Below are 17,183 nucleotides of genomic sequence, written 5' to 3' on the forward strand. Positions count from 1 at the left end.
GAGAACCGTCCCCATGTTCCACTATTTTACGATTGGCAGGTCCTGGATTAGGTCTGCTCTGATGTAGACTTCGTTTGTTGTTGCTGCGTCGGACATGATTTTTTTCCATTCGTAGTTGTCGGTATGTTTTACTGATCCGAGGATCGCTACTGGTGCTCCGGCGTTTTTGTTTTCGTATACTAGAGCGGATTCGGTGCCTGGATTGATTCGTGCGTTTACGCCGTCAATTGTTGTCTGGCCGATTGTGTAGGCATTGGCTCCACGGTCTTTTTTGCCGAGGTACATGTCCACTCGGTGCATGTGGCCGGCAATTTTTTGGCCCCAGAATGGGTCAGATGCGTATTTGACGTTGAAGCCGCGTGCTTTGTTACCTGTTGCTGCACCATTTGCATGGGCGCCTGCTGGATTGATGTAATTTTTATTCAAATATAGGTTCGCCAGCGCGTCGATTGCTTCATTTGGTGAAGCGAATTTCTGTGCGGCGTCTGTATTGCTGTCATATGCTTTGATTCCAAACAGGTTGTTGCGCTCTAACGCGTACTTACTCATGCCGAAGTCGCTTTCATGCATAGCCATGCCAAGGATCAGCAGTGCATTGATGTTATGTTTTACTTCCGCTTCCTTCAGGTATGCTCCAAGCCCTTTGATTTTGCTGACAGTTGCTGCGTCTTTGTATTTGGCATAGACTGTCGGGTTAGACGCATATAGCGCCTGCTTTTCTGCAAGGATGTAATCGATATAGCTGTTTAACTCTTCAGCCGTATAGGATGTTTCCGTACGAGCCGGCAGGTAGTTAAAGTATTGGTATGCTGTTCCGATGACATTGCCGGAAGTGTTCATGAACTGGCCGCCATCCCAGCTGTAATATTTATTTCCCTGGGAAAGGAAGCTTGGCGCGAATCCCATCGTATAGGAGACGTATGTCTTTTTAATAGGATCATAGATTGTGTGAACGAGCTCATTATTGCCATTGACAGAATAATAGTTTCTGCCTTCGATCAGCTGCAATGGAACTAATGATACCTCTTCATGTTTTACATAAGCTGTCTTACCAGCAAGAATTACTTTTACATAATTCTCTGTCGCATCGACATACTTCATCTCCTGGCCAGCCGGTAAGTATGTGAAGGAAGATTTTAGAGATGAGTCTTTATAAATATAAGTTAAAGATTGCCCTAATGCTGGTTTTGACCATACGAGTCCTGCCGGCATTTCCACGATTTGTTCATTAACGGTTACAACCTGGTTTGAAGCTGTTGCGGCAGTCTTCGCTGTGTCAAAAGATGAATAGGTCCTGCTGTAAGTCAGTTCACCAGTCGTTTGGATGGTTGCCACTCTGTAGCCTTCTGCTCCATCTTCACCTGGCTCTTCAGGTATTTCCGATTCTGCCATTTTATTCAGCATACGATAAATGAACGCAGCTGCTTCCTGGCGGGTTGCAGTCTTTTTCGGCATGAACTTGTATGTACCGTCGCCATTTGCAAGACCTTTTATTAAGCCGTCACGGGAGTTTTTTGCTACGGCCATCTTAAAATTTTTATTGATTTCAGCAGCATCTGAAAAATTCAGTTCAGCGTCTTCCCTTGTTAACTGCATATAGTTAAAAGCACGGTCGATCATCGCCGCTGCCTGTTCACGCGAGATTTGGTCATTCGGCCCAAAAGTTGTTGGATTGTATCCCATGATGATCCCTGCTTGAGCTGCGCTATTGATTCCTTTCGCAAGCCCTGATGATAGTGGGACATCGGAATATACATGCGGTCCTTCAGGAAGCTTAAGGGCACGGGAAATGAATGTCGCAAATTGGCCGCGTGATACATTCAGTCCTGGTTTATAGATTCCCTCTCCATAGCCCTGGATGACGTCAGCTGCAATCATCGCGCGCATTTCTGTTTCTAACGCGCTCCCTGTGATATCATCCTGTGCATAAGCCTTTGGCTGCTGAATCGACAATAAACTGCTCACACTCAACCCGAAAGTCAGAGCGAGTATGCCAAGTTTCTTCTTCATTCTTTTACCCCCAGATGTTTTTTGTCAAAAATTCTGACAATTACTCTCTCATTCTACCAATTTTTTTACAGATAGAACAGGCTGTTTTGACAGATTTTTTAAAATGGTCATAAACTACCTCTTTGACCACCTTCTCGTGTTATAGTATCGGTCCATTGGCACGGATGTTTAGTTTTTAAGGGCAAAAAGCGTATAGAAAAAGCTGGGAAAAACGCTTCCCAGCTTTCTATTATTTTGCATTGATAGAATTATAGATTGAAGCCGCAAACGTTGCGCGTGTCGCTTTTAACGAAGCGCCGTATTGGCTGCCATTAAAAATTGTCGTTGTATCGATTCGGTGCATCGTCATGATCGCATCATATGCCCAGTAGCCTGGCATGACGTCATTGTAGGGAGCATTTGCTGTTTGGACCTCTGTCTTGGCCAGCTTGAATGCACGCTGGACGATTACTGCCATCTCAGCTTTTGTCATATTGTTGTTCGGGCGGAAAGAACCGTCAGCGAATCCGTTGATGACGCCAGCTTCCCTGATTGCGGCAATATCAGCTGCGAATTGGTAATTAGATGAAACATCCGTGAAACCGTTCAGTGACTTAGGCTGCAGTTTCAATACACGGTTGATGATAGCAGATGCTTGTCCTCTTGTAACCGGCTGGTCTGGCTGGAATGTCGTGCTGTCGATTCCCTTGATCACATTCTGATTACTCAATGTCATTACTGCCTGGAACGCAGGATGCTCCTGGGGAACGTCCTGATATTGGCCTGGAAGGCTTGCAGCTGTTACGAGGACTCTTTTTGCTCCGTAAAACTTTGGCCCCCAATATGTACTGTCGAGGGAATCAATTTTGATCCCCTTGCTTGTTGTGGCACTTAAAAATTGGTTGTCGCCTATGTAGATCCCTGAATGGGTAATTCCTGCTTTATCATATGTTTTTTCAAAGAATACTAGATCTCCAGGCTGGAGATTATCCTTGGATACCGCTGTGCCAACATTATACTGGTCTGCTGAAACTCTCGGCATCGTGACGCCAATCTCGTTAAAGACATATCCGATATAACCTGAACAGTCGAACCCGCTTGGAGTTGTGCCGCCATAAAGATATGGTACTCCTATGTATTGTTTCGCAATCTGGACAACCTGTTCCTGCTGCGTTGCTGCCATGGCCGATTGGAATGGAATGAGCGATACTAGTAATGCCGCCAAAATTAGCCTCGTTACGAGCTTCTTCATTAGTACACCTCTGCCTTGTTGTTTTTATGTTACAAATTATCAGATTTTGGTTCTATATGACTATATTAGCAGAAATGGAATGTCATAACTTTTACGATTATATTACAATTTTCGAACAATGGCATTTCGGGTCTGTTTTTCGGGTAAAATACCTAATTATATCGGTCGGCTTTTGAAGATGTTTAGCTTTATGGTGAAGAAAATGCGTTAATGCCATAAGTTACCTGTCGACAAACTTCGACATATTTTGATATAACTATAATACGTTAAGATTTTGGTTGGTAATCCATTTACGGCAGGCCACCAAGCCATTGGCGGCGGACTGGTAATCCGTCGTCGTTCGACACCGATCTGGTAAATCGGTGTTTTTTTGTGTTTGAATAGGGGCTTTAACGCATTAACGCGCCGGGGGTCTGACCCCCGGCGCGTTAATGCGTTAAAGCTTTTTTTATTTCTCTATTTTATTTCTCTATTTTAAATTCGGGTTTGCTGCTTTGGACAGGAAGACGGAGTAATAGGATCTTAGCATTTTTTCGTGTGGTTTGAAGGTTCCGTCTGTGTATCCTGTTGTGATTTTTGCTGCAGAGAGATTGTAGATTTGCTGGTAGCCTGCCATTCCGGCTGGTACGTCGCTGAAGCTTCCCGTCGTTGCTGCCGGCAGACTGTAGGCTTTTGATAGCATAATTGCCATTTCGGCACGGGTCACAAGATCATTCGGCCTGAACGTGCCATCTGCCCGTCCGCTAATGATTTTCCGTTCGACTGCTGATTGGATATAACCTGAGGCAAAGCTGCTGCTTGGCACGTCTTTGAACTTTGTTGCTCTTTGTTTTCCATCAAGGCCAAGTGCCCTCCCCAGCATCGCGACCGCCTCTGCCCGCGTTACAAACTTCGCAGGCTGCAGCTGGTTGAAAGCATCCCCTTTTAAGACACCCTGTGAGTACAGATACATCATATTCCGGCTGTACCATGCAGAATTATTCAAATCAGGGATCGCCGGTTTGCTTAGCGAAACAATTGTCTCTACTATTTTATCCTTGTTCATTATGCCATTGAGCCAAGGGTAAACCGTATAATTAATGCCGCCTGTCGTTCCGTAGTCTTCGAAACTAGCATCTTGTATACGGTCAGCTATTAGTTTTCCTTCACGGTAAACAGAGTAAGCCTCATATTTTTCCAGAACTGGCTGCATGTTTAATTTAAATGAGCCATTGCCATTGGAAGTAAACGTGATTGGTGCCTGGGCACTTTCCACAGGCACGGTGTCTGTCTGGATCAGCCCATAGCCATATAGGCGATCCCGGCCTGCCACCCCGAGGTCTTTCGCATTTCTTTGCAGTAAAGAACGAATTTGATCATTCGTGTAGTTCGGGAATTTCTCTTTATAAAGAGCAGCCATCCCGGCTACAAACGGAGCTGCCATTGATGTTCCGCTCATTGTCCCGTAGCCAGCTGGTGCCACACGGGTTGGAAGTGTTGAATAGATCATTTCGCCAGGTGCAGCCAGCTCAATCTCCTGGCCGGTTGCTGAGGTTGTGGCCCTGCGGTTGTCGGATCTGACTGAAGCTACAGCAATAACGCTCGGGAACTTACCAGGATACATAACCGTTTCTTCAATGCCCGACAGAGTTCCTTCGTTTCCTGCAGCGGCAATGACGATAATTCCATTCGCATTCGCTTTATCAACCATCGCTTTGATCCCCATATCCGGGTATTCAGTCGTCAAACTCATATTGATGATATTAACGCCTTTACGGATTGCCCAATCGATTCCTGCCATGATTGTGGAGGTTGTACCGTCCCCATTGCCATCAAGCGCTTTTACCGCATAGATTTCAGCATCCGGAGCCACTCCGACAATCCCGATAGTGTTGTTTTTAGCGGCGATGATTCCCGCAACATGGGTGCCGTGGCCATTTTCATCAAGATAACCGTGGTCACAGGCATCTGCACTGATCGAGTCATCAAGCGTACAAACCCCATCCTTCACTGATAAGTCCTGATGATTGGAATCCACACCTGTATCAATGATGGCGATTTTCACTCCCCTGCCTGATAGTGTCGAGGGCACTTTTGCAGGGATATTCAGGTTGGCATGAGCCCACGGAGTAGTCTGGGCGCTCGATTCGAATTTGTTTTCCTTGTGGAAGCTTTCGATCAATCCCAGTGCATTCATACCTTCGAGCTTTGCTTCGTCCATGCTTACTGTCGCGGCATTGATTGACGTATAAGATTGAATGATTTCTCCGCCATTTTCCTGGATCATTTTAGCGGCCGTTGGATTTTGAAAAAATACTATGTAACGTTCCGGCTCCGCCTGCAGCTCAACCGTGCCGGAAGCCAATGCCGGCACAGCTGCCGAGGTTACCAATAGTGAAGCTAACATTAAAGCAATCATCTTTTTCATGCTTATTCCCCGTTTCTTGACCAGGTGTCGTATGTTCTCCTATAGCAAAAATCGAACGGAGTCCGCTCGATTATGGTATGGAACACGAGAACCGTCCATATGTTCCGTTCCATTAAAAGTTTGGAACACGAGAACCGTCCCCATGTTCCAGCTATCAGAAAAGGAGTCTAATAGTAGACTCCTTTCTTATTTTAGTAGGTTTGTATTTTAAAATATAGTATTTTATTTTACTACGTCGTATAGGTATGCGACGTTGTAGCCTTTTGCTTTGTAGTAGTCAAGGATTCCGAGGTAGATTGCTTCGGCTGCTTTTTGTCTCCAGCCGGCGTTCGCTAGCTTCTGGTTATCGCCTTTGTGGTCGATGAATCCAAGTTCTACTAGAACAGCTGGCATTGTGTTCTCGCGGATTACGTGATAATCTCCGTGAGCTGTTCCTCTGTCATTCAGCTGCCATGCTGCGACCATACGTTTTTGGACTGCGGATGCTAATTGTTTACTTTCTGAAACATATGGGTTTTCTCCGGATAGTCCGTAGTAATATGTTTCAGTTCCGTTAGCCGATCCATTGAAAGCATTCGCATGGATGCTGAGGAATGTGTCTCCGCCTGCAGCCTTCGCTATGTTCACGCGCTGGGACAATGATAAGTATACATCAGTTTCTCTCGTCAATTTAAAAGCAAATGGAGTTTTAGCAAGCAAGACTTTTACCTTAAGGGCTGTATCCAACACAACTGCTTTTTCTTGAAGTCCGTATCCGCTTGCTCCAGGATCTGTTCCACCATGTCCCGGGTCGATGATAATCATCTCCGAGCTTAAAGGGCTTGGAGTGGATGCTGGCAGCGGCGGGTTCATAAAGGATGGATAAGCACCTGTTAAATAGTCGCCGTGCACCAGGCCTTCGACAGAGCCCGAACGGATGAATACCCAGTCGGCGACCCTGTAAGCTGCTTCTACTTTTGTTCCGTCAGGCAGCGCTTGTACCACATTGAAGCCTGTAGATGGACCTGTGCGGACGTTCAAAGTGTCCCCGCCAGCGTTGACTTGAAGGTCACCGCCAAAATCAACCTGTCCATTGATACGATATTTGTAATTAACTGCTCTTGCTAAAAAGATTGAGAAGTCCGCTCTTTTAATTTTTAAGTCATAACCAAAATTCGTAGAGGTAATTCCCTGGGCAATTCCTTTTTCCATAAGCTTTTTTGCTGCTGAGACAGTATCAGTGCCGCCGTATCCGAACGCCCTGTTGATCAGGAGTGCCATTTCACCGCGCGTCACTTTATTATCAGGCTTGAACGTACCATCCTGATAGCCCGAGATGATGCTCTTTTCTGCTGCTGACTGTATGTAGCCTGAAGCAAAACTGCCGCTGTCGACATCCTTAAACCAGGTTACACGCTTTGTTCCATTGAGATTCAACGCGCGCCCAAGCATTGTTGCAGCTTCAGCACGGGTCACCTCTCTGTTAGGGTAAAAATAACCCCCTGTTCCATTGACTATATTTCCACCGGCAAGGTAACTAACTTCTGGATAAGCCCGATGCGTGCTATCTAAATCATAAAAGGAAACAGCCGCTTCGGAGCTTTTTGCTGTGAATGGCAGAATCAACAAAGCTAGTAAAATACTTGTTACAATACGCTTCATTCTCGTCTGCTCCTTTCGTCTTTTTTCTACATTTTAACACATGGAAATGGTGCCTGAATCATCCAATTTAGCTATAAAAAGGCGAATAAGGTTACAAAAATTAGGAGATTCTAAGCTGATTACTGATTTATCAACGTTTTTCGACGATTTAATTGGAATAAATTACATGTTTCATATTATTTGATTTTGGGGAAATTAATATATTTGGGTGTGTTTGGCAAATTATTTACAAGATTTTCTTATAAAAATGCGTCATATTGTCTATAAAACTCTTGGTGACGGTGGCTAAATGACTAGAGTGCTTTAAGGATGATTTTAGGTCTTGGCAAAAAATTTGATATCACTCTGGACAATTAGAAAGACAGCTGCCACAGTTTAGTTTTGCATGATTATGGCGACCAGCTTTTTAAAATACGAGGATTCCTTACTAACAGGATTTGAAGAGCTTCAGCAACCCTGTGAAATGGAGTCCTCTTTTTGACAGTTTTTTAAGTGCAAATTGATTCCATGTCCGAATGGCGCCGGCTTTCGGACAGTTTTGACACTGGTGAGGCTTTTCCTGTCCGAATGAGGTTTGCTTTCGGACAGTTTTGACACCGGTGGGGCTTTTCCTGTCCGAATCAGGTTTGCTTTCGGACAGTTTTGGCACCGGTGAGGCTTTTCCTGTCCGAATGACGCTGGCTTTCAGACAGTTTTGGCAACGAATACCCTTTTCTTGTCCGAATCAGGTTTGCTTTCGGACAGTTTTTCAAGCTTTGTTGCCTTTTCTGTCCAAATGACGCCGGCTTTCGGACAGTTTTGGCAACGTATACCCTTTTCTTGTCCGAATCAGGTTTGCTTTCGGACAGTTTTGACACCGGTGGGGCTTTTCCTGTCCGAATGAGGTTCTCATTCAGACAGCTTTTCAAGCTTTGATGCCTTTTCTGTCCGAATGACGCTGGCTTTCGGACAGTTTTGCACCGATGGGGCTTTTCCTGTCCGAATGAGGTTCTCATTCAGACAGCTTTTCAAGCTTTGATGCCTTTTCTGTCCAAATGACGCTGGCTTTCAGACAGTTTTTCAAGCATAGTCCCTTCTCCTGTCTGAAACCTAGCTCTCAATATTTTTTTTCGCAAAAAAGTGACAGGCTTCCTCCCCGGGAATCAGGAAGCGCCTGTCACTTATCATTGAATCTCTTATTGGTAAGCCAGGCTGCTCAACAGCTGGTAGGCCTGGTAATAGGATGGCTGACTCGAGTATTTTACCATTCGGTCGACCATTCCCACGCCCTGGTAGACAATCAGGCTTTGTTCGGGCAGGCGGTAGCGATGGGCCATTTCAATATATTGTTTAAAGTTTTCCAACCCTGCATCCATTTGATGAGGTCCGTATTGATCTATTTCCAGGTTGATCCCGCTTCCGTAAATCTGAGCCTGAAGGAACGCTCTGTGCAGGCGTGCCTGGGTATCCGGAATCTTCAGCCTGAATGTATTCGGCTGCAGGTACGCACCATCAAATCCGTAGTTTTTCCAATGTTCGAAATTGGATGAAGTGGCATGCGGCGAATAGATGAATGTCCGGCTATTCAAATGGATCTTATCCGCAATATTGTTGATCAGCTTCTCGTCTTCGCGATGGCCCATTGTCTCGCTTATCCAGTAGTAACCCTTGAAGTTAAGATTCGAATAACCTGCGACATCCCACATCATTTCTGTCTGATCAATGTACCACGCAACTAATTTTTCGCGCTCGGCCATGGAGTTTGGATGCTCCTTGCCTTCAAGGTCGACCATTGTTCCTCCCATTTTCGGGTAGGGAATTGCGATATAGACATTCACTGTTTTATTAAGGCTTTTCGCCGACTCATTCAAATTGACGATGGCCCCGTTGTCCGCAAAGGTTTCCGTCAAGTACCACCACCAGTCGGAGTAGTTGGCATTATTCTTGGCATGGACCCCAAATTCCCCCCCTGGATAGCTGCGTCCCAAAAGTATGAATGAATCAAACAAAGTCCCATTGCTTCCATTAGGTGATATATATGGCCTGAAAAATTCTGGAGAGAACCCAATTGTCCGTTCTGCTCCATTGTAAATCAAGACACCGTTCCGGATTCCGGTCTCGCTCAAGGCTCCTGTTTTTTCCGGATATGTAACGAGCGAGTTGCTCACTGGATGGACCGTTGCTTTTGGATAATTCAGTGCAAGGCTGATGGCTTCTTCTGGGTCACGAACAGTATGGAGGACCACCCCATCTTGCTTGACCGTGTATTCTAACGGCTTATTGTATATCCTTGCAAGGAAAACCGAGAACTGCAGGCGGTCCACCGGCATGTCCGGCCTGAATGTGTTGTCGCTGTATCCTGTGGTGACTTTATTGGCAGCAATGGCATCAATATAGGAATAATATGGATCTGTTACAGGAACATCTTTGAAAGCCGACTGCCCTTTCCCCTGGTATTGAAATCCAGCGGCAAGTGCCTGGGCCATGTCCTTTCTCGTCAGTGGCTCATTCGGCTGGAATGCACCGTTTTCGTTCAGTGTAAACATTCCTTTTTCAAGCTCATTAACAACCTCATTATATCCCCTTGTAGAAAGGAACATATCTGTTGGCATGGTTGCAGCAGGATCGGCAGGAGCATCAAGCTGCATTGCCCGCCCCATCATGACGGCCGCATCAAGCCTGGTGATTGTTTCATTCGGCAAGAACATGCCGTTATTTCCCATGATGACATTCTTCTCTGTTAAAAAGCTGATATCATGATATGCCCAGTGGCTCCGTGTCAGGTCTGTAAAATTCGTTTCCGCTGCGTCCGCCTTGTCCGGCATCACGCTGAACAGGCCTGCAGCACTCAAAAGTAGAGCTGCTAGTTTTTTCATTGAAGGTACCTTTCTTTTATCGCTAATTTTATTGCTCAATAATGTAAGTATCGGCAAAGTTTGTAAAATTTTAACACCATTAGTGCTTTTTTAGCATATGTTTCCACATTTACAGACGGCTGCTTTCCTGGTTAGGTTTCAATAATTTGTAAAAAATATTATTTTAAAATACGCGGGACTGTATTTTTGCCTTGGATGACTAAAAAAAGGCAGTCCAAAATAATTTTGGACTGCCTTTTTTAGAAATATATATGGCAAGCTTCATGATCTCACATGAAAGTAATAATTTTATAGTTTTACACCAAAGTTTGCACTGTTATTTTATATTTCCCGATACCGTGGTGAATTAGCGTTTTTGCGTATCGATAATGTACTTTGCTTCCATTTTGCAAGAGTAGTCAAACTCTTTGCCGTGCTGCTCCTGCAGCTTTTCGATTTCTTCAATTTGTTCCTGAGTTGGTGCCTCATTGAAGATCTTTTCGATCGTTTCATTGATTTTTGCGGCGAGTTCTTCATGGAAAACCGGATCCGCCTTCGTTTCTTCACTAAGCTGGCTGTACCATGATGCAGAATTATGAATGTATTCCCGCCATTCCTTGATGAAATCCTCAAGGCTATACTTATTTTCATCCCAGCCAATTCTGCTCATATACTGCTCGAATGACTTCGATATGGATCTGGAAATGCTTATTTTTATGCCTGGAGCAAGATCTTTTAACATCCTATTTAAGGTACCCCCTAAACAATACTATGGTGCACTAAATTAACATTATTACAATATCATAACTTCCTACATAAATACAAATCGACTTTTTTCGCCAGTTTTTGGGGGTCGGGAGAAGAGAGATTTATAAGACTTTAACACATTAACGCACTGGGGGTCTGACCCCCAGTGCGTTAATGTGTTAAAGGATAAGGGCAAGCCGGCTGGATCAAAGGCTTTTGCCCAATAAAAAAAGCAAATGGCTTGACCTTTTAAGGTGTCCATTTGCTCGGATTATTTTAATAGAGTATTTCTCAAGTCGTTCTTTAAGTCTTCGACTATCTTTTCTACTGTCATTTCTTTTTCATTCATACCTTTTTCGTATGCCTTTTTAATGACATCAAAAAAGAGCTCCTGATTATATTCTGCCTGTTTCATCTGCTGTTCCAATGACATGGACCTCCTGAGTTCAATATGAATATAATATATAAAATTACAAGAATTGTAAATATTCTTCCAGCTAGTAAATTGTGAATAATTTTCTACTATTATAATAGAAAACCATTTCAGCTGGATTACAGTGATTTAACAATTAAATCTTTGTTAAGTGTTGGAAAACTTTCTTTCTTTAAAATATGAGTGATGAGGGGTATTAGCTACTAAATTAGGCTCGATTTCACCAGCTTTTCAAAAAATGTACAATCGCCTTATTTATGCAAGTTATTTTCTTTACCTCTTTGGGAGAATTATTAAACCTTGCATTGTGAGCGAATAGATCCTTTAACGCATTAATGGGCTGGGGGTCAGACCCCCAGCCCGTTAATGCGTTACTTGTGTGCAGCAGAACTGCGTTACTTTTTGTTATTAATACACAAACAGCATAAGAATTGAAGTCAGTGCTCCAACCCAAATGGCAAGGAGGAAGCAGTAGCCCATGATATGGCGGATGTGCAAGCCGACTACGCTTAGGATTGGCAATGCCCAGAATGGCTGGATCAGGTTCGTCCATGCGTCTCCCCAGCCTACTGCCATGGCGATGGTTGCCGGGTCTACTCCCAATGACATCCCGGCTGGAACTTGAAGCGGTCCCTGGAGCGCCCACTGCCCGCCGCCTGAAGGAGCCAGCATATTTACCACACCCGCTGACCAATACGTGAAGATATCAAAGGTTTCTTTACTGGCAACCGAAGCCATCCCGTCAATGATTGCCTGGCCAAGCCCTGAACTTCCAAGCACTGCGATTATGCCAGCATAGAACGGAAATTGCAGGATGATCGGTGATGTAGAACTCGCCGCTTCCTTGAATGCTTCGCCAAATTGCCCAAGAGACCTGTGAAAAAACAATCCTAACGACAGGAATAATATGTTGATGATATTTAAATCGAGATCCCGGCCGTTAATAAATTCATTAACTACATAAATAAGTCCCAAAGCTCCGGTCAGCATCCCTAACACCGGTGTCCTTTCCAGTTTTGCCGCTGGGGTGTTTTCTGTGTACTCGCCAGTCTCCTTTTTCTTCTGAGGCGCTTCCTTTGCCATGTATGGTTTTACGTTTGTTTTTGGCGCCATTAAGCAGATAATTATTGGCATCGTGAGGAATAACGCGGCAAAAATTATAATTGTGCCGGAGCTAAAGATGGTATCCGATGTTGGAATAACTCCCATCACATCAGCCAGAAAATGGTCAGGCGTGGCAACCGTAAGACCGATGGAGCTTGATAGGCCAGCTGTGTATAAAACGGTTGGTGAATAGGCAGCAGCAACCAATAGCGGAAAATGAGCGTTTTGATTGCGCCTGCCCACCTCGCGAACGAGAATGGCCCCGACAACAACCGCTAATCCCCAGTTGATGTAGTAGGCAATGGCTGTGACCGTAAACGTCAAAACATACGCTTTGTTTGGGGTGTTTGCCAGCGAGGCTAAGGATTCAAGCCCCCTTTTTACAAAAGGGACAGACGCCAGTACCATCCCTGTCATTAAGAGAATTACCATTTGCATCGTAAAAGCAAGGTAAACCCAGAAACCATCACCGAACGATTTTACCAGGTTAATAGGCTCTGCAGGATTGGTAAAAAAACCAACAATGAAGACAAACAACGTGAGAAGCACCGCAATGACGAAAGCATCCGGCAAGTACCGCTGAACTCCCCTTGATAAACGATCCGCAATCGAAGCTAACACAGTATCAACCCCTTTCCATAGTTAATACAGTATATTTTCCGAGTTGCAAAACATGTCCCAGGATTTGGATGGTCGAGGTGGAAATGCACTTTTTCCCTTTAACGCATTAACCCGCCGGGGGTCTGACCCCCGGCGGGTTAATGCGTTAGTGCGGCGAAGCGAGCACCATTGCCTTTTAGTAATTCAATACCCTTTTGGCTCCTACGTATTTGGTTTTCCAGTAGTTTGAGTCCATGGATTGGATTGAGACTCCTTTTGAAACTGTAACTGCAATGAACTTGCCCTTTTCGAGGTAGATCCCGACGAAGGATACGCCTTTTCCGTTTGTATTGAAGAAGACTAGGTCGCCTTCCTGCAGATTCTTTTTGCTGACTGCTTTGCCCACTTTGTACTGATCTGCTGAGGTTCGCGGCAGCTTCAGGTCTGCTGCTGAGTAATCATATACAAACTGCGTGAAACCAGAGGCATCGAAGCCTTCTTTTGTCGACTTTCCGCCCCATTTATATTTCACACCTTTATAGTTGCTCGCCACAGCTGTTACCTCCTGCCCCCAGGAAATACTCGCTTCTGCCTTGGGCAGCATGGTGCCTAAATAAGTCAATGTCGCTAATGCAAAAATCACCAGTCCGATAATTAAACGTTTTGTTACTGCGCCCATCTTTCATTCCCCCGATTAATTGATTTGCTTTACACATAGTTAGTCGAGAATTTTTACCAGCCGTTTCAAAATTTCACACGACAATAAATTTGCCTCCTTTTTACACGATTAGCCTTTTCCCGGGCGATTTTACTCGTTTTAATGGGCTGAGATTTTAGGTTGGTTCGTCGGTTCTCTAAAATTCGACAATGTTCTGCTTTTGCTCTCTAAAACGCTTGGTAATTTGTAGAAATATAGATTGTTTAACTTTTTAAAAAAGGCGGTATAAGAGGAGGACAAAGCTGATATCCCAAAATAATACATTAAAAGGAGTGTTTTAAATGAAGGTCAAAGCAGGAAGCTGGAGTATGTTAAGTCAGGAACAGAAACTAATGTTATTGGAAGTCATCAGCAATAAAGGACGAAAGCGGAGAGAAAATGATTAATAGGCTACGATATAAAAATAGTGCCTGATTCCAGCCGAGGTTTAGGTTTAACTTCCCTGGAATCAGGCACTTTTATTTTTCTTAAGCAAATTCTGTTTCAATATAGGATACAGTTTTACCTTTATCCATAATACGAACAGAACAAAAGGAAGATTGAAAAGCAGCCCCAAGAGCAGCACCGGACCATAATAAACCGCGCCGCCAACGATAACGAAGGTATAGAGAAGCGGGATCAGATAGACAGGCAAAAATAAGCCATTCATATAAACCAGCGACATATAAATTGATTTGCCATGATGAGTCTCTGCAGTTTTCGCAAGCTGCCAGCACCCCTTTATCTCCTTCACTGTCAACTTGACAACGTCAACGAAAATCCTCAATAATTGCACCCCTTCACTTTGATAATGCCGTCTTCTTCTTTAATTTTCAGATTAACACCTTCTCAAGCAATAATACCAAGGATTCGTATCAGAACGTACTGCACTTTAGCACATTAACGCGCCGGGGGTCTGACCCCCGGCGCGTTAATGTGCTAAAAAACATTCGCTATTTGTAAACTTTTAGAAATCTGGTACCGTCTAAATAGTAAAACAGCTTTGTGCATCGTTTGTGCGAGGAACGGGGTGAGATGATGGAACATCAGGAAACGATTGATCGGCTTATGAGGGAGCATGGGACTCACGTGCTCCACCTGGCGTATTCTTATGTCAGGAACCGCCAGACAGCGGAGGATTTGGCGCAGGAGATTTTTATCAAATGCTACGAGAAGCTGGATACTTTTAAAGGTGATTCTTCCCTGCAAACCTGGCTTTACCGGATTGCAGCGAACCATTGCAAGGACTATTTGAGGAGCTGGCACCACCGGAAGATCCATGTCAGCGGCTATATTTCCTCCCTTTTGACAGGGTCCAATGACAGTCCGGAAAAACAATTCATGGAACGAGCTGATAACCAGGAGCTTGCGGCTGCTATGTTTCAGCTGCCTATGAAATATCGCGAAATCATTTTCTTATTTTATTATCAGGAATGTCCGCTAAAAGAAATCAGTGAAATCTGCGATCTTAATATTAATACTGTAAAATCACGGCTTACTAAAGCTAAGAGATTATTAAAGGACTATTTAACCGAAAGAGGTGAAACTGATGAAGGAACTCAAGGATCTCAAGGAAAATCTGTCAAAGGGAGAATTGGCTGATTTTATTTTTACCGAACAAATGAGGATGAATGTGCTTGAGAAAACAGGCAGCAGAGCGGCGAACCGGAAGAAATCTGGTGTAAAGGTCTCCCAGGCTGTACCAAAGACTCTCAGCATGGCAGCGGTCCTGTTATTTTCAGTGGGAATCTATTATATCGTCAGCAACGATATGCAGGAGCCTGCTAACCCAGCTCCAAATCCAGGACGAAACCTTGATTCCGAAGTAATATTGCCTCATCCGGGTAAGGATACAAATTTCAATGAAAAACCTACGCTTGTAACCCCTGCCTATATTCCTGATGGCTATGTGTTTAAACATACATTAACAAACGAGAATCTGTATGAGCATGTCTATGTAAAAGAAACAAATGAGGACGAATATTTCACTTACGGAATGCAAAAGGAGAAGCCTGAAGTAAGCGGAATGCTGGAAACCGAACTCGAATTAGCTGAAGGGCTGGCCGGTCAGGTGTTCAGCATTGCCGGGAATCATCAAGCACTCATATGGAAGGATGAAGGGTTCTACCAAATCGTTGAGCAGGCAGGCGATATGGGCGAGATTGATTTTTATAAAATCGTTTCTTCTATATTAGAAGCTAAAGGGCATACAGTTCTGCTTGACCAGCATATTCGGGAGCTGGAGGAAGCAAAGAAAGCTGAGGAAGAAGCTAAAAAAGCAGAAGAAGAGGAAAAAGCCAGGATGGCATTTGATGAAGGAAAAGCAGTTGCTATATTGGAGCAATACAAGGCAACAACGGATGCTGCATTTGCCGACTCGGATAACGACCAATTCAAGTTCAAATCATATAAAACAAAGGAAGAGTTTTACGCCTTATTTACAGATTTCATGGCCAGGGAAAAAGTCGAATCAACATTTAGTTTCCGGGTGGAAGAGCGTGCTGACGGCCTATATAATCAGCCAACCGAGGGAGCTCATTATTTATGGCCAGAAATACCGTATGATTTTGAAAAAGTATCAGACACCGAGTACAAACTGATCCAGTACCAAGAAGGCGACCTTAACGGCAAGCAAAACGTCATCTTCCTGTTCAAATATGCAGAAGGCAAATGGATCATACAAGATATAGACGTAATCCAACTTTAAAAAAGGGATTTAACACACCAACGCACCAACGCGCCGGGGGTCTGACCCCCGGCGCTTTAAAGTGGTGAAGTGTGGGGTGATCCGACCTTTTTTATTGCGCTTGGAATGATGACAAGCTATGGGTACGGGAGTATAATTGGAGAAATAGGAGGTGAGAAAATTGGAAGAAATTCTGCAGCAGATTTTAAAGCGGTTTGATGGTATTGATCGTAATTTCGAGATTATCGACAAACGATTTGATGCGATTGACAAGAAGTTTGATGCAATCGATAAAAAATTTGATTCCATTGATAAAAGGTTTGATGCAATGGATAACCGACTGGATTCCATGGACAAAAGGTTTGACGCAATGGACACCCGACTAGATTCCATGGATGACCGTTTTAACAAAATGGATCAGAAATTCGATGCCATGGATCAGAGATTTGACACCATGGACAGCCGTTTATCCAGCCTCGAAGATGGACAGAAGAGCCTGCTTTCCGAGCAAGGTGAAATGCGGAAGGAAGTTGCTTTTTATTATGGCAGCCTAATGAAGAAGCTGGATGAAACTAAACTTGAATTATCCAGCGAATTAAAGCATGTTTCCACAATCCAAAAGCAGCATCAGGTTGTTTTAGAGATACTGAATGAGAGACAGCAGTAGGCATAAACCACTCCCGTATCCCCTAAAATGATCCTCTGAACCTATGTCCGCACTGGCAACCTCGATAATTTACTATTCTATTAGAACAAAACACTTTAACGCATCACCGCGCCGGGGGTCTGACCC

Annotated in this window: 13 protein-coding genes; 3 read left to right on the forward strand and 10 right to left on the reverse strand. The window is 44.2% G+C overall.

The genetic code is table 11. From position 1 onward, the window contains the following. Positions 1–21 precede the first annotated feature (21 nt). The 10 genes from AC3EBE_RS22865 to AC3EBE_RS22910 form a co-directional block, all read right to left on the reverse strand. Positions 22–2,010, reverse strand: coding sequence for an S-layer homology domain-containing protein (locus AC3EBE_RS22865; RefSeq protein WP_488597335.1), 1,989 nt, complete (start codon positions 2,008–2,010; stop codon positions 22–24). Between the two features lie 229 nt (positions 2,011–2,239). Then, positions 2,240–3,241 (reverse strand): C40 family peptidase, encoded by a 1,002-nt coding sequence (locus tag AC3EBE_RS22870; RefSeq protein WP_488597336.1) that lies wholly within the window; start codon positions 3,239–3,241, stop codon positions 2,240–2,242. 469 nt (positions 3,242–3,710) lie between these two features. Then, on the reverse strand, positions 3,711–5,648 hold the full coding sequence (locus tag AC3EBE_RS22875; RefSeq protein WP_488597337.1) for a S8 family peptidase: 1,938 nt from the start codon (positions 5,646–5,648) through the stop codon (positions 3,711–3,713). A 222-nt stretch (positions 5,649–5,870) separates the two neighbouring features. Next, on the reverse strand, positions 5,871–7,289 hold the full coding sequence (locus tag AC3EBE_RS22880) for an N-acetylmuramoyl-L-alanine amidase (RefSeq protein WP_488597338.1): 1,419 nt from the start codon (positions 7,287–7,289) through the stop codon (positions 5,871–5,873). 1,175 nt (positions 7,290–8,464) lie between these two features. Next, positions 8,465–10,144 (reverse strand): DUF4855 domain-containing protein, encoded by a 1,680-nt coding sequence (locus tag AC3EBE_RS22885; protein WP_488597339.1) that lies wholly within the window; start codon positions 10,142–10,144, stop codon positions 8,465–8,467. A gap of 346 nt (positions 10,145–10,490) precedes the next feature. Further along, positions 10,491–10,865: a hypothetical protein gene (locus AC3EBE_RS22890; RefSeq protein ID WP_488597340.1), complete on the reverse strand. Its 375-nt coding sequence runs from the start codon at positions 10,863–10,865 to the stop codon at positions 10,491–10,493. Positions 10,866–11,141: 276 nt separating this feature from the next. Continuing rightward, positions 11,142–11,297 (reverse strand): YwzD family small protein, encoded by a 156-nt coding sequence (locus AC3EBE_RS22895; RefSeq protein WP_488597341.1) that lies wholly within the window; start codon positions 11,295–11,297, stop codon positions 11,142–11,144. A 414-nt stretch (positions 11,298–11,711) separates the two neighbouring features. Continuing rightward, a complete protein-coding gene (locus tag AC3EBE_RS22900) occupies positions 11,712–13,028 on the reverse strand; it encodes a short-chain fatty acid transporter (RefSeq protein ID WP_488597342.1) in 1,317 nt (438 codons plus the stop codon). 175 nt (positions 13,029–13,203) lie between these two features. After that, entirely contained in the window at positions 13,204–13,686 is a 483-nt protein-coding gene (locus tag AC3EBE_RS22905) for a C40 family peptidase (protein ID WP_488597343.1), read from the reverse strand. Positions 13,687–14,173: 487 nt separating this feature from the next. Beyond that, on the reverse strand, positions 14,174–14,491 hold the full coding sequence (locus AC3EBE_RS22910; RefSeq protein WP_488597344.1) for a hypothetical protein: 318 nt from the start codon (positions 14,489–14,491) through the stop codon (positions 14,174–14,176). 248 nt (positions 14,492–14,739) lie between these two features. Here AC3EBE_RS22910 and AC3EBE_RS22915 point away from each other — a divergent pair, with 248 nt between their 5' ends. The 3 genes from AC3EBE_RS22915 to AC3EBE_RS22925 all read left to right on the forward strand — a co-directional run bounded on the left by AC3EBE_RS22915 (position 14,740) and on the right by AC3EBE_RS22925 (position 17,057). Further along, positions 14,740–15,306, forward strand: a complete 567-nt coding sequence (locus AC3EBE_RS22915; protein WP_488597345.1) for a sigma-70 family RNA polymerase sigma factor — start codon at positions 14,740–14,742, stop codon at positions 15,304–15,306. After that, positions 15,254–16,411: a DUF4367 domain-containing protein gene (locus AC3EBE_RS22920; RefSeq protein WP_488597346.1), complete on the forward strand. Its 1,158-nt coding sequence runs from the start codon at positions 15,254–15,256 to the stop codon at positions 16,409–16,411. Before AC3EBE_RS22915 ends, AC3EBE_RS22920 begins: the two co-directional genes overlap by 53 nt. Positions 16,412–16,571: 160 nt before the next feature. Then, positions 16,572–17,057, forward strand: coding sequence for a hypothetical protein (locus AC3EBE_RS22925; protein ID WP_488597347.1), 486 nt, complete (start codon positions 16,572–16,574; stop codon positions 17,055–17,057). Positions 17,058–17,183: the final 126 nt, after the last annotated feature.

This window comes from Mesobacillus sp. (assembly GCF_057785455.1).